The following is a 12,871-nucleotide window of genomic DNA, read 5'->3' as shown; positions in this document are numbered from 1 at the left end:
TTCTTTGACTACTGAGCTGTCAAGTATGGAATACATTTAACGTAATAAAAAGGACATCGATGAAACATCTTTTATTAACTATATTAACCACTACTTTAATCGTGCTTAGCGCTTGTGGCGGCGGTGCTGATAAAAAAACACCAGAGATTAATATATTGCCACCGGTTGAGGAAGGCTTCACCTTACAAAATATTCGCTTTGATTCAAGAGATTATTATGAAGGAGAGCAGGTTACTGTTACAGAAGGTACTCGCTTTGAAGTTCAGTGGGTATCACCGACTTCTGCAGCCTACAGAATAGATTTATACTTATCGATTAATGGCGACGTATATTCTGACGATAATAAAATAGCCGGGCTTAAATGTGGTAGCGCTTCTTTCTCACTCTGCCCAAACGCAACAGGTGAAGTTCAATGTGTAATTGATGACAACAGCTTATCTTGCTCTTTTGGAAACAAATCTGTAGGAAGCGAGTCTTTTCAAGATAATGACCTATCAAGCTTAAGGTTTATTATAAGAGGTTGTGATGCCCTCAGTAACTGTGATGTAAAAACGTTTAATTTGTCAGTACAAAATAATATGGGTAATTAAAATCAACGTTTATTAAAACCGCTCTCAAAGGTAGATATCAACAGGCAGAAAATAGATGTTTCACCTAATCCAAGCCCACCAATAACTGCCAGCAAGGCTACCATAGATGTCGTTCATCATAAAAAGGCTAATGCTACTTTTGTCTGCTTATCTGACAAACTAGGCATTATAATTAATAATCTCTTAAACAGTTTATAGTACCGACTTAATAGATAACTCGTACGAAGTTGCCTATGATTGTTCACATATCATGAATAAACTCTTATAATACTCTGCGTATGGTTTTTAAGGGTTTTTATGTTTAAAGCAGTGTTAAGAATGTTTATTATAGCAATGATGCTTGTTGCCTTCGTTGGGCAAGCAATTAGCTTTAATACTGCTATGTCTTGTGAAAATTCAGAAAAATCTCTTTCTTTTGACACCAGCGAAAAAGTAAAACATTACGGTTTAAATACAGCTAGTAAAGCTAACCCAAAAGACTGCTGTGGTATCGAATGTTGCGATGTTAATTGTACTTGTATTGTTAATGCATGTTCATCAACTGTATATTTTAATACTGTCGTTCACTCAGCTAAAATAACTATCTTAGCTGAAGCTTTTTATATGCAACAATTTGAGCAGCTTAAATCTATTTCTCCCTTGCTCTATCGGCCTCCTATTTTTACCTCATAAAAACTTAGAATAACAAAGATTGTACAACTCATCACTTTTCAAGTTAATTAGCGCCCTTGTGCTGAATTATTATCAAGTAATACCTGAGGTAAAAATGTTTAAAATATCATTAAAAACGGCAGTAGCCATGCTGTTAATCCCTGCGTTTTCTTACGCGAATGAAAATAACAATGAAGATGAACACGACAAAGAACACCATGAACATAACGATAACAAAATTGAAAAAATTCAAGTAAGCGCTTCTCGTTTAGGTCGTATCGTTACTGAATCGGCAACACGAACCGAAATTATTAATGGGGAAGAAATACAAGAAAAAGCGCTAATGCGTCCAGGGAATATCTCCATGTTAGTGGCTGAAACGGGTGGCGTTAGAGTGCAAACTACCTCGCCTGCGTTAGGAAGTTCCAACATTCGACTGCAAGGAATGTATGGTCGTTACACACAGCTCTTAAGTGATGGTTTACCCTTATACGGTGGTCAAACCGCTTCAATTGGCCTGTTGCAAATTCCACCTACAGACCTTGCAAATGTTGAAATAATTAAAGGGTCTGCTTCTTCTCTTTATGGTGGCTCAGCACTTGGAGGAGTGATTAATCTAATTTCACGCACACCTTCAGATGTTTATGAGGGCGAAGTGTTACTTAATGCTACGTCTAAAAATGGTCAAGATATCACTTCATACTTTGCCGCTCCTTTAACTAGCGCTTTAAGTGCATCGATTACTGCTGGAGTTCATCATCAAGAAGAGCAAGACTTAGATAACGATGGCTGGATTGATTTGGCTGGCTACGAAAGGCACAGTGTCCGACCTCGTTTCTATTGGCAGCAAGATAATGGTGCAAACCTTTACGTTACCTTGGGTGCAATGAAAGAACAAAGAGATGGTGGTACTTTAGGTGACGCTACTTTACCTGATGGTAATAGTTTTCCTCAAACACAGGGTACGCTTAGAACCGATGTTGGTTTCATATATGACCGCCCATTGGGGCAGGTGATGACTATTAATGTCCGTGGCTCGGCAATGAAACAAGACCACGAGCATGAATTTGGTCCTGTTCAAGAGGATGATAGCCATACAAGCAGCCTGATTGAGTCGAGTTTGTCAGGGTATTCTGATAAAGCGGCATGGCTAGTTGGCTTAGCACTACAGTCTGAAAAGTTCGAATCTGATACCTTTTCTGAATTTAATTATTCCTATCAAGTGCCGGGACTATTTTCGCAACTAGATTATGAAGTCAGTGATGATATTTCTATGTCGCTTAGTGCACGTGCTGATTGGCATAATGAATACGGAACACAAGTAAGCCCGCGAATTTCATTATTATACAACCAAGAAAGCTGGTCGGTTAGAGGGGCATATGGGCAAGGTTTTTTCGCACCAAGTCCTTTTATTGAAGATATTGATGAAGCCGGTTTATCTCGACTTGCGCCGCTAGAGAGTCTTGATGAGGAGCGAGCATCTACCGCATCTATAGATTTTAGCTATGTGCTGGGCAGTGTAGAAACTAGCCTAACATTATTTGCGTCAGATATTGATAACGTTACTGAGTTAGCTGTGATTAATAGTGATGATGCTTCAAGAAAGCAAGTTCTTATCGTCAATGCTGCTGGCGAAAGTAACATTAACGGTGCTGAATTATTACTACGCTATCGCTGGCAAGATATTAAATTTACCGGTAGCTATCTATACATAGACGCCACTAAAGAAAGAGATCCGCAATTTGGCCGAGTACCCTTAGCGTTAACCCCTAAACATTCGGCTGGTCTTGTTGTAATGTGGGAAGAACATGGTAGTCATATGGTAGGATTTGAAGCTTACTATACGGGTACACAACAACTTGAAAACAACCCATATCGAGAGCGAAGCAGCCCTTATTGGCACTTAGGGCTGCTGGGTCAAATTACCATCGGACAAGTAAGTTTTTTTGTTAATGCTGAAAACTTGTTAAATGTGCGACAAACAAAGGATGACTCTTTAGTATTACCCGAACAAGCACCTAGCGGTCGATGGACAACCAACATTTGGTCAAGAAACGATGGTTTTACTGTTAATGCTGGTTTACGTTTTAAATTTGGCGGTTAAAACCATACTATATTAGTATAACGATTTGTTGGATTGACCATATTGTATTAAGTGTTTTTAGAGGGGATACCGGCAGTTTTAGCTGTCCCCTGATTCGAATAACGGGTGCTTTGGTGATCTTAAATGAGCTATTAGGGGCTTCTAATGGCTAGCGTTTAGTTCTCATCGTCACCCTAAACCCTAAATAGGGATTAGGGTGCTAAGTTTATCAGTCTCACTCAGCCACAACTGAGATAAAGAATGTAAAACCTCAAGTCTATAATGTAACATTAGTCAGCGTTAACAGGTTACTCGATTAACCCATCAAAAAAATGCTCATAATGAAGATTAACTATTTAGGGATCTTTAGTTTAAATTTTGATTGTTTAACATGAGACTGTCTCTTTGATATTCAGCGCCAGTTAGGCGCTATTTATTTAAATAAGCGATAAGGTTATTGATTGTAATGAAGTTCAATGACTAGTTAACATAAAACTCTATATACTATAATCTAAGAGGATTAGTACCAAGTGGTCAATTTGTATTTAGGATTGTGATGAAAGTTAAGTTGAAGTCTGACGAAAAAATTAAAAAAATTAGCGATAAAGAAATATACCAAGAAATTTTTGATGCAATATTATCGTTTCGTTTACGCCCTGGTACTCGGCTGACTGAAGAAAATTTATCAAAAATATTCAATGTGGGTCGTACAACGATTCGTAGTGCTTTACTGCGACTTTCTCAAGACCATATTATTGAAATTCAACCGAACAAAGGGGCATTTATCGCAAGTCCGACCGTTAAACAAGGTAAAGATATTCTTGAAGCTCGAAAATTAATTGAAGTAGAGATTGTTAAAGATGTCATTAAGCATGCAACGCATAGTGACTTCGACTTATTGAAAAAAATAGTTAAATCAGAAGAAAATAATATCAAACGTGAACATATGGTTGAAGGTATTCAACTCGGTGGCGACTTCCATTTGATGCTGGCGAAGATATCAAAAAACACCACGCTTGAGCGCATTCTGACAACCTTAATACCGCAAACCTCTTTAGTGATTGTACTGTATGAAAACCCTGATGCGCCTAAATGCTCGCATTTTGAACACTTCGAGCTTATCGACGTAATGGAAAAAGGTCAGGTTGAAAAAGCTACAGCACTTATGTATCAACATATTCATAGTATTGAGACGCGTTTAAATTTAGATGAAAAAGAATTTACTAACGATTTAGTTGATATATTTAAAAAACGTTAATGCGTTAACGGTTAGGTCTTTGGTTAAAATATGGCAATAATAAAAATTTCTGATGATGATTTAGTCAATACACAACAAAAAGCTAGGTTATTAAACAAAAATAAAATAATAAAAGCTGCTGAACAAGAATTTAAGAAATATGGCTTTAATGGTGCGTCCATTGCGCGTATTGCTGAAACGGCAATGTTACCCAGAAGTAACATTCATTATTATTTCACGAATAAACTCGCGCTTTATGGTGCGGTGTTAACTAATATTATCAATTTATGGAATCAAGCTTTTGCTGATATAAAGCCCAATGATGACCCAGCAAAAGCAATTGCAAGCTACATAGATGCGAAAATAGAGTATTCAAGAACTAATCCTACTCCTTCAATTATTTTTGCTAGTGAGTTACTGCATGGCGCGCCTTATTTAAGTCAATATTTGAAAACAGATTTTAAACAGTGGATCACTGACAAAGCTAACATCATTCAATCATGGCAAGCGCAAGGTAAGTTAGATGAGCAAATATCAGCTTACCATTTGTTGTTTACTATTTGGGGGGCAACTCAACATTATGCTAATTTTTCAGTTGAGATTGAAGCTGCTTTAGATAGGCCGCTGACCAATAGCGACTTTGATGATGCTAAAAGAACGATAAAACATATCATTTTAAAAGGTTGTGGTATGCAGCTTGTTGAGAAGCGCTAACAATAGATATAACTCTTATAATTTCAATCCCTTCCTGTAGAAAAATCACCAATATTTTTAAAAACATAAAGTCATTGTAATTTTTTGGCTTTGTTTATGGGCAAAAATACTTGTTTGTACTGATGGTTAATTGTAAACAAGATTGTTGACAATGTTGTTTTTGTTTCATATGCTAAGTTGATGTTTAGTAATGAATGTAAATTACACAACACAACACAAGCCTTAAGCTATAGTTAGGTTGGCAAATTAAGCCGCGCTATAAATGCAATATAAATTCTTTAGAAGGGTCAGAAATTTGGAAGCGTATTTGTTCGATGTATTAAATTTTTTAGTGCGAAGTTTTCATATCATTACCGGCATAGCTTGGATCGGCGCATCATTTTATTTTGTTATGCTAGATAATTCATTACATACACCTAAAAATCCTGCAGACACCAAAAATGGTGTTTTTGGTGAGTTATGGGCGGTACACGGTGGTGGTTTTTATCATTCGCAAAAATACATGTTGGGTCCCAAAAACCAACCTTTAGACGATAATCTTCATTGGTCTAAATGGGAAGCATATACAACGTGGATCAGCGGTTTCTTTTTGATGGCTATTGTCTACTGGTATGGCGCTGATATTTACCTTATTGATACAAGTGTTGCTGATATATCGCAAAGCACAGCCATTGCAATTAGCTTAGGCTTTATGTTTGGTGGCTACATTATTTACGATTTCTTATGTAAATCTGCTTTAGCTAAAAACGATTTAGTTTTAGGTGTTGTGATTTTTGCACTTGTCTCTACCGCCGCTTATGCATTAACACACATATTTAGTGGTCGTGGCGCTTTTATGACCTTTGGTGCCATGTTAGGTACTATTATGGCAGCTAGCGTATTCTTTGTTATTATTCCTGGCCAAAAGAAAATGGTCGAAAGGCTCATCGCAGGCGAGAAAGTTGACGCCGCCCCGGGAATAGCAGGCAAACAGCGTTCTGTTCATAACACTTATTTTACCTTACCTGTTGTCTTTGTGATGATAAGTAATCACTATGCCATGACCTATAACCATGAGTATAACTGGTTAATATTAATGGGTATTTCAATGGCAGGTGCCTTAATACGGGTGTTCTTTGTTTCGCGTCACACGCCAGGAAAACCACTAACAGGAGCGTTAGTTACTGCTGTAGTTATTATGGTCGTCGTTATCTGGGCTATGGCGCCTAAGTCAATCGTGGCGAACACTGATTCAACAGCCTCACCAGTAGAATTCTCTCAAGTTCAAGCCATTATTAAACAGCGTTGTTCATCTTGTCATGCAGACAAACCTACACAAGCTGGTTTTGCCGCTGCGCCTAAAGGCTTTATTTATGACACACCTGAACAAATTAAAGCGCAAGCCACTCAAATTTATCAGCAAGCCGTAGTCCTTAAAGCTATGCCTATAGGTAACTTAACCAAAATTACCGACTCAGAGCGGAAGTTAATTGCACTGTGGTATCAACAACGTCAAACAACAAAAGAGTAATGTAACCTTTACTTTATACAACTAAATAATCATGGAATAAAAAGTTACAACAAAACATAAACCGAGAAGATAAATGAACATGATAACCACAGTTATTAGTGCTGCATCTTTTCTATTTCTTGGTTTGAGTTCGGCTACAACACAAGCTGCTACTTTTAATACATTTAAAGTAGCAGGCTTATATGGCACAGGACATAATAAACGAAGCACTGATGGCAATGAAGCAACGTTCACTATTGCAAATGCAACAGGCTTTACGTGGGATGATAGCTATTTTTTGCCGATGTAGCCCATGTCAGTGATGCAAATTCAACAGGTTGTACACATCTCGAGTTTGCTCCTAGCTATCGCCTCTAACAAGTCACCTCCAAGATAATAAAAATGGCAGGTGACTCTGTTTCTAGTGCAAATTTACAGGTTTTTGTAACCCATGAACAACAAGACTTTAATTTTCATGCAGGAATTTGGCACATGGCCTTAATTTTAGAAAAAGACCGACTTTTTTCGTCTTTGATAGGGCCGGTGCTGGCAAACATTGTAATGAACTTACTTTAGAAAACGAAACTATTGAGTTGACATTAGCATGAGTAAAATAGATATGAATAACTACCCTCGAGACATGAAAGGATACGGAGAGCATGCACCTAAGGTTACTTGGCCAAATAAGGCAAAAGTGGCGGTGCAATTTGTGATCAACTATGAAGAAGGAGCCGAGAATTGCATTTTACATGGTGATAATGCCTCGGAAACTTTTCTATCAGAAATCATTGGCGCACAACCGTTTGTTAACGAACGACATATGAACATGGAGTCTTTTTATGAATATGGCAGCCGTGCAGGTTTTTGGCGATTACATCGTTTATTTTCTCAGCGAGGCTTACCTGTAACTGTTTTTGGTGTCGCGATGGCGATGCAACGTAACCCTGAAGCAGTTGAAGCGATGTTAAAAGCAGATTGGGAAATTGCGAGTCATGGATACAGGTGGATAGACTATCAAAATGTACCGATTGAAACCGAGCGTGAACATTTAAAAAAAGCGATAGCTATTCACAAAGAAATGACAGGACAAAAACCTAAAGGTTGGTATCTTGGCCGCATGAGTGAAAATACTCGACAGTTGGTCATGGAAGAAGGCTCTTTTTTATACGATGCTGATAGTTATGCTGATGATTTACCTTATTATGTAAAAGGTAAAGAAAAGCCACATTTAATTGTCCCTTATAGTTTAGATGCCAATGATATGCGTTTTGCTAGTCCGCAAGGTTTTAATTCAGGTGAACAGTTTTATTGTTATTTAAAAGATACTTTTGATACCTTGTATGCTGAAGGGGCTGATGCGCCAAAAATGATGTCTATTGGTTTGCATTGCCGCATTATTGGCCGACCAGGTCGTTTTGCAAGTCTGGTTAAGTTCCTAGATTATATTGGAAAATATAATGATGTCTGGGTGTGTAGGAGACAAGATATTGCAGAGCATTGGTTAGCAAACCATAAAGCAGAATAAGTAGTAAGTAGCTAAAATTATTGCAATAACAAACAATTAGCAAACCATAAAGCAGAATAAGTAGTAAGCAGCTAAAATTATTGCAATGACAAACGATTAGCAAACCATAAAGCAGAATAAGTAGTAGCAAGTACCTAGTGATACTGCAACAACACCAAGAGCCTTAATTGAAAAGGTTTGACTGGTGTTGTTGTTAACAGATTGAGCATAGGGTAAAAATATTACAATGCCCCCCTCAAAAGAAGTAAGTTGAAACAAAGATTACACTAGCAGTAAAACCAAAATATTCTGTTCTTCTAACCGCCAAAAAAGGCATGGTTAACGCACCCAAAATGCCAAGATGAGTTGGAATACGATTTAAAAATGGTGGTTTATCTTGTTGGTCACCTTTATTTGCAAAGTAGTCTGCCACATGGAGCATGATAACGTATTCTCCAACTTCAATTTTGGTGTCGCCAAGTAATCACTCGTTTTTTCATCCGTCAGTATTGATTATCACTGCTAGTAAACGGACGATTAATCTAGATTTTTTATACACATTACTCGCTTTATAGGTCAACTTTTCGATAAATACAGGTGATCTTGAGATGATTATTAAGGTGTTTTATTAAGCATAAATATTGTTTGATGTTAATAGAGTTGACTCAAAGATAGGTTGTCAACAATTATGTATGCAATCTATCGTCTTTATTGACAGGTATTGTGAATTTGTATACATTCATCAGCATTGCAGCTTTAGATAAAGACGCTTATCAGCGCAGACCTCAACAGATAATTAACATAACAATCAAAGTATAATTAAGGAATAAGTGGTTAAGGAAATGACAATATATCAACAGAAAAACTTGCTAAAAGTAGATATTGATTTAGTAAAATTCATAGAAGAAGAGGTTTTACTCGGCTTAAACATCTCTGCTGATAATTTTTGGAAATCCTTATCAACAATCACTCATCAATTAGGGCCTGAGAATAGAGCCTTATTAGTAAAACGCACTCAATTTCAGGAACAACTTGATGATTGGAATCTCGCGCATCAAGATAATTTTGATATTGAGGAATATAAACAATTTCTTTTTGATATAGGCTATTTAAGCCCTGAAGGTGATGACTTTCTTATCACCACAAACAACGTAGATAGTGAAGTAAGCTCACAAGCAGGACCACAACTTGTTGTTCCCGCCGCCAACGCTAGATTTGCATTAAATGCCGCTAATGCTCGCTGGGGAAGTTTATACGATGCCCTTTATGGAACTGATGTCATTAGTGGTGAAGATGGCGCTGAGAAAAAAGCAACGCATAATCCTATTAGAGCAGCAAAAGTAGTCGCTTACGGTCGTGAATTTTTAGATGATCACTTTCCACTCGTCAACGGCTCACATCATCAGTCATGTGCTTATACTATTGACAATAAAAAGCTTTTAGTCACTTTAGTTGATGGTCGTACTTCACTATTAAAAAATACTGAACAATTTATTGGCTTTCAGGGGGATAAGAATAAGCTCAGCTCAGTTTTACTTAACCATCATGATTTACGTGTGGCGATAGAAATAGATGCAAGCTCAGCTATTGGTAAAACAGACGCTGCAGATATAAAAGATATTACTTTAGAATCAGCATTAACCACAATACAAGACTTTGAAGATTCGGTAGTTGCAGTAGACGCCAAAGAAAAAATTCATGTTTATCGTAATTGGTTAGGGCTAATGAAAGGTGACTTAAGTGAAACTATTGATAAAGCCGGTAAAATAACTCAGCGAGTATTAAAAGCTGATAAAATTTATCAGGACCTTAACGGTGGCAACTTGAATTTGCCAGGACGCAGTTTATTATTCTGTCGAAATGTTGGCCACTTAATGACTAACGCTGCAATACTCGATCAAGAGGGCTTCGAAATTCAAGAGGGCATCATGGACGCCATGATAAGCACCTTAATAGCCTTACACGATTTACAAAAAAATAGTATTCACCGTAACTCAAGAAAGGGTAGTGTCTATATTGTAAAGCCTAAAATGCATGGCCCTGATGAAGTGGCTTTTGCTAATAAACTCTTTAATGCTGTTGAAGATGGTTTAAGTCTTGATAGATATACCATTAAAATTGGGGTAATGGACGAAGAACGTCGCACAACAGTCAACCTGAAAGAGTGTATTAGAGCCGTAAAAAATCGCGTTGTATTTATTAATACTGGTTTTTTAGATAGAACGGGCGATGAAATACATACCAGTATGTTACTAGGTCCCATGGTGTTAAAAGGTGATATGAAAGCACAACCCTGGATTAAAGCCTACGAAGATAGGAATGTAGATATAGGTTTAGCCTGCGGTTTTTCCGGTAAAGCACAAATTGGTAAAGGGATGTGGGCTATTCCTGATGAAATGGCTGATATGATGAAAATGAAAATTGCTCATCCTTTATCAGGTGCTAATACGGCATGGGTTCCATCACCAACCGGGGCTACCTTACATGCTATACATTACCATCAAGTGAATGTATTTGAGGTACAGAGTAGGATTGCGCAAAGATCTCGTACTCGTCTAAATGATATATTAACAGTACCCTTATTAAAAAAATCTGAGCAATTGGGTAAAGAGGCGATTGAAAAAGAGCTTAATAACAATGCCCAAGGTCTATTGGGTTACGTAGTTCGTTGGGTTGATTTAGGCATGGGCGCTTCAAAAGTCCCCGACATTAACAATGTTGGCTTAATGGAAGATAGAGCTACATTAAGAATTTCTAGTCAGCACATTTGTAACTGGCTAGCACACGGTATCTTATCTGAGTCTGAAGTGAGGTCTTCCTTAGAAAAAATGGCGGTTATTGTTGATCAACAAAATGCCCATGACCCTTTATATCAGCCAATGTCTGCTAACTTTGCAAGTAGTTTAGCTTTTCAAGCAGCATTAGATCTTGTCTTTAAAGGGAAAACACAGCCCAATGGTTATACCGAGCCTTTACTTCACGCTTACAGGAAAGAATTTAATGAAACCCAAACAACAAGGAAAAACGAAGATGTCAAATAAAAGTACATATTATGCGCCTACAGGTGGATTACCACCACAAACACAATTGATCTCTGATCGCGCTATTTTTACCGAAGCTTACGCAATTATTCCTAAAGGTGTGTTAACCGATATTGTTATCAGTTATTTACCCTTTTGGAATAATATGAGGATGTGGGTGCTGGCTCGTCCATTGAGTGGCTTTTCAGAAACTTTTTCTCAATACATAGTAGAAGTAACACCAAACGGCGGCTCTGAAAAACCAGAACTTGATGAAAATGCTGAAGGTGTACTCTTTATTGTTGAAGGTGAAATGGATGTTACTATCGAAGGGACAAATCACCATATGACATCAGGCGGGTATGCTTATTTGCCTGCAGGTGCTCAATGGACACTTAAAAATAATAGTTTAGAAAATGTAAAGTTCCATTGGATCCGCAAAGCTTATCAAGTCGTTGAAGGCATCGATGCACCAGAAGCTTTTGTAACCAGTGACCATGAAGTTGAAGCTATTGAAATGCCTAATACCGGTGGTGTATGGAAAACCACAAGATTTACTGAGCAATCAGATATGCGCCATGATATGCATGTAAACATTGTAACTTTTGAGCCAGGCGGCGTGATCCCTTTTGACGAAACACATGTGATGGAACATGGATTATATGTTTTAGAAGGTAAAGCTGTTTATCATTTAAACGGTGAATGGGTTGAAGTAGAGGCGGGTGACTTTATGTGGTTACGTGCTTTTTGTCCACAATCTTGCTATGCCGGTGGCCCAGGTCCATTTAGATATTTATTATATAAAGATGTAAATAGACATATGCCATTTATACGTCCGAGAAGTTAATCTCTTCTGTGCTTATAGTTACTCTATACGTACTTTTTAGTAAAATATCGAATGTGATAATAATGTTGGATATTTTACTTTAGCCTCTGGCTAACAAGAGGTTTACCTATTTCTGTTAAAGGTATCCTTGTAGGCGGAATAGGGCTCTTAGCTGCTAACATTTAAAAAAAACTATAAAGCCAGCAAAACATGATGCTAGCTACCAAGAAATGCTTGAGGTATGTCAATTAGTGAAGCTAACTTCATTTATTGATAGCTTATCGTTTGGTATTAATACTTGGCTAGGCTCTAAAAGTGTAGGATTATTAGTTGGCCAAGCACAACGATTACAGATTGCACCGTTGTTGTTACGTCCAGAAAAGGTGCTGATTTTAAACAAGCCAACCAAAGGACTAGATCGAGGCAAAGAAGAAGCGGTAATGATCAATATTCTCGCCCATGTAAGAAAACATAAACAGACGTTACTAGTTGCTACTCGTTGTTACTCATTTTTGCGACGGATTTATATTTTTACATCAGGTTAATTTTATTGAAAGTTATAGGCCAAGTATAAAATTTGATAACACGAATATTTATCATCTAGCCAAAACTTATGTTACCGGCATTACAGAAGTGTATTTAATCGCTCCCCACCTTTTTAACGTCGCCTTACATGCTTTTAACGTTCCCCTTAGGCTCATTGGCTCTAACCAAAACACCCACCGCTAAGGGATATGTTTTGAAAATTACAGCATCT

At 37.5% G+C, this 12,871-nt stretch carries 13 protein-coding genes; 12 read left to right on the top strand and 1 reads right to left on the bottom strand.

Going from position 1 to position 12,871, the window contains the following annotated elements; genetic code table 11:
• Window positions 1-59: 59 nt before the first annotated feature.
• The 9 genes from H4J62_RS13755 (at window position 60) to puuE (ending at window position 8,289) form a co-directional block, all read left to right on the top strand.
• Window positions 60-590, top strand: coding sequence for a hypothetical protein (locus H4J62_RS13755; protein WP_182216231.1), 531 nt, complete (start codon window positions 60-62; stop codon window positions 588-590).
• Between the two features lie 297 nt (window positions 591-887).
• Entirely contained in the window at window positions 888-1,262 is a 375-nt protein-coding gene (locus H4J62_RS13750; protein WP_182216233.1) for a hypothetical protein, read from the top strand.
• Between the two features lie 94 nt (window positions 1,263-1,356).
• Window positions 1,357-3,345 (top strand): TonB-dependent siderophore receptor, encoded by a 1,989-nt coding sequence (locus H4J62_RS13745; RefSeq protein ID WP_182216234.1) that lies wholly within the window; start codon window positions 1,357-1,359, stop codon window positions 3,343-3,345.
• Between the two features lie 535 nt (window positions 3,346-3,880).
• Window positions 3,881-4,582 (top strand): GntR family transcriptional regulator, encoded by a 702-nt coding sequence (locus tag H4J62_RS13740; RefSeq protein WP_182216236.1) that lies wholly within the window; start codon window positions 3,881-3,883, stop codon window positions 4,580-4,582.
• Between the two features lie 30 nt (window positions 4,583-4,612).
• Window positions 4,613-5,275 carry a TetR/AcrR family transcriptional regulator gene (locus H4J62_RS13735; RefSeq protein WP_182216237.1) on the top strand — a complete coding sequence of 221 codons (663 nt, stop codon included), beginning with the start codon at window positions 4,613-4,615 and terminating at the stop codon, window positions 5,273-5,275.
• A 307-nt stretch (window positions 5,276-5,582) separates the two neighbouring features.
• Complete coding sequence (locus tag H4J62_RS13730) at window positions 5,583-6,785, top strand: urate hydroxylase PuuD (RefSeq protein WP_259364867.1); 1,203 nt, start codon at window positions 5,583-5,585, stop codon at window positions 6,783-6,785.
• A gap of 73 nt (window positions 6,786-6,858) precedes the next feature.
• Complete coding sequence (locus H4J62_RS13725; RefSeq protein WP_182216240.1) at window positions 6,859-7,074, top strand: hypothetical protein; 216 nt, start codon at window positions 6,859-6,861, stop codon at window positions 7,072-7,074.
• Window positions 7,075-7,166: 92 nt separating this feature from the next.
• Window positions 7,167-7,340: an ureidoglycolate lyase gene (locus tag H4J62_RS13720; RefSeq protein WP_182216242.1), complete on the top strand. Its 174-nt coding sequence runs from the start codon at window positions 7,167-7,169 to the stop codon at window positions 7,338-7,340.
• A 28-nt stretch (window positions 7,341-7,368) separates the two neighbouring features.
• Entirely contained in the window at window positions 7,369-8,289 is a 921-nt protein-coding gene (puuE, locus tag H4J62_RS13715) for an allantoinase PuuE (RefSeq protein WP_404842411.1), read from the top strand.
• A 235-nt stretch (window positions 8,290-8,524) separates the two neighbouring features.
• Here puuE and H4J62_RS13710 read toward each other — a convergent pair whose 3' ends face one another.
• The gene (locus tag H4J62_RS13710; RefSeq protein WP_182216243.1) at window positions 8,525-8,710 is read right to left on the bottom strand and encodes a hypothetical protein; all 186 of its coding nucleotides are present in this window, start codon (window positions 8,708-8,710) and stop codon (window positions 8,525-8,527) included.
• A 400-nt stretch (window positions 8,711-9,110) separates the two neighbouring features.
• Here H4J62_RS13710 and H4J62_RS13705 point away from each other — a divergent pair, with 400 nt between their 5' ends.
• The 3 genes from H4J62_RS13705 (at window position 9,111) to H4J62_RS13695 (ending at window position 12,659) form a co-directional block, all read left to right on the top strand.
• On the top strand, window positions 9,111-11,309 hold the full coding sequence (locus H4J62_RS13705; RefSeq protein WP_182216245.1) for a malate synthase G: 2,199 nt from the start codon (window positions 9,111-9,113) through the stop codon (window positions 11,307-11,309).
• The gene (locus tag H4J62_RS13700; RefSeq protein WP_182216246.1) at window positions 11,299-12,135 is read left to right on the top strand and encodes a bifunctional allantoicase/(S)-ureidoglycine aminohydrolase; all 837 of its coding nucleotides are present in this window, start codon (window positions 11,299-11,301) and stop codon (window positions 12,133-12,135) included. Before H4J62_RS13705 ends, H4J62_RS13700 begins: the two co-directional genes overlap by 11 nt.
• A 230-nt stretch (window positions 12,136-12,365) precedes the next feature.
• On the top strand, window positions 12,366-12,659 hold the full coding sequence (locus H4J62_RS13695) for a hypothetical protein (protein ID WP_182216248.1): 294 nt from the start codon (window positions 12,366-12,368) through the stop codon (window positions 12,657-12,659).
• The last annotated feature ends 212 nt before the right edge of the window (window positions 12,660-12,871 follow it).

The organism is Colwellia sp. BRX8-5, assembly GCF_014077325.1.
Classification (GTDB): Bacteria; Pseudomonadota; Gammaproteobacteria; order Enterobacterales; family Alteromonadaceae; genus Colwellia_A.
The sequence above is the reverse complement of the archived record's forward strand: the minus strand, read 5'-3'. Positions and strand labels throughout refer to the sequence as shown.

Bases quoted from the DNA above. Each gene is read 5' to 3' on its own strand.
- H4J62_RS13755 (WP_182216231.1), top strand. From the start codon at position 60: ATGAAACATCTTTTATTAACTATATTAACCACTACTTTAATCGTGCTT.
- H4J62_RS13750 (WP_182216233.1), top strand. From the start codon at position 888: ATGTTTAAAGCAGTGTTAAGAATGTTTATTATAGCAATGATGCTTGTT.
- H4J62_RS13745 (WP_182216234.1), top strand. From the start codon at position 1,357: ATGTTTAAAATATCATTAAAAACGGCAGTAGCCATGCTGTTAATCCCT.
- H4J62_RS13740 (WP_182216236.1), top strand. From the start codon at position 3,881: ATGAAAGTTAAGTTGAAGTCTGACGAAAAAATTAAAAAAATTAGCGAT.
- H4J62_RS13735 (WP_182216237.1), top strand. From the start codon at position 4,613: ATGGCAATAATAAAAATTTCTGATGATGATTTAGTCAATACACAACAA.
- H4J62_RS13725 (WP_182216240.1), top strand. From the start codon at position 6,859: ATGAACATGATAACCACAGTTATTAGTGCTGCATCTTTTCTATTTCTT.
- H4J62_RS13720 (WP_182216242.1), top strand. From the start codon at position 7,167: ATGGCAGGTGACTCTGTTTCTAGTGCAAATTTACAGGTTTTTGTAACC.
- puuE (WP_404842411.1), top strand. From the start codon at position 7,369: ATGAGTAAAATAGATATGAATAACTACCCTCGAGACATGAAAGGATAC.
- H4J62_RS13710 (WP_182216243.1), bottom strand. From the start codon at position 8,710: ATGCTCCATGTGGCAGACTACTTTGCAAATAAAGGTGACCAACAAGAT.
- H4J62_RS13705 (WP_182216245.1), top strand. From the start codon at position 9,111: ATGACAATATATCAACAGAAAAACTTGCTAAAAGTAGATATTGATTTA.
- H4J62_RS13700 (WP_182216246.1), top strand. From the start codon at position 11,299: ATGTCAAATAAAAGTACATATTATGCGCCTACAGGTGGATTACCACCA.